The organism is Pseudomonas sp. HY13-MNA-CIBAN-0226 (assembly GCF_040310305.1).
GTDB lineage: Bacteria > Pseudomonadota > Gammaproteobacteria > Pseudomonadales > Pseudomonadaceae > Aquipseudomonas > Aquipseudomonas gregormendelii.
The window spans coordinates 1-446 of sequence record NZ_JBEOPS010000076.1; the positions used below are offsets into that span (position 1 = coordinate 1).

General features: G+C 59.9%; 1 protein-coding gene. It reads right to left on the reverse strand.

The features are described 5' to 3' along the window. Positions 1–446, reverse strand: a 446-nt coding sequence (locus tag AAEZ05_RS27820; RefSeq protein ID WP_350649759.1) for a LysR family transcriptional regulator, incomplete at both ends; no start/stop codon positions are given.

Genomic DNA, 446 nt, shown 5'->3' on the forward strand with positions numbered 1-446 from the left:
CTGCATACCGGTACCGGGTTTTCGCCCATTAACCTGTGGGATTGCGTACCCGACCAGTCGGCGTCCCCGAAGTAGATGGCGGCATCGAACTCGGTGTCGGCGAACAGGAAGGGACGCGTGCGGTTTGTCAGGTTTACGGTGACTTCCGGGTGCTGATGTTGAAAATCCTTCAGGCGTGGGATCAGCCACTGCGTGCCGAAGGTAGGTACCACCGCCAGTTCGATTACGTTGGCGCCCTGCTGGCCCATCACCGACAAGGTGTCGCGCTCTACGGCGTCCAGTTGCGTTGCAACCCTGCGGCTATAAGACAGCCCCGCCTCCGTCAGCTTCACTCCACGGCGTGAGCGGCGAAACAGCTCGACACTCAAAAACTCCTCCAGGCTGGCGATCTGTCGGCAAATCGCGCCTTGGGTGATGGAAAGCTCCAATGCTGCCTTGGTGAAGCT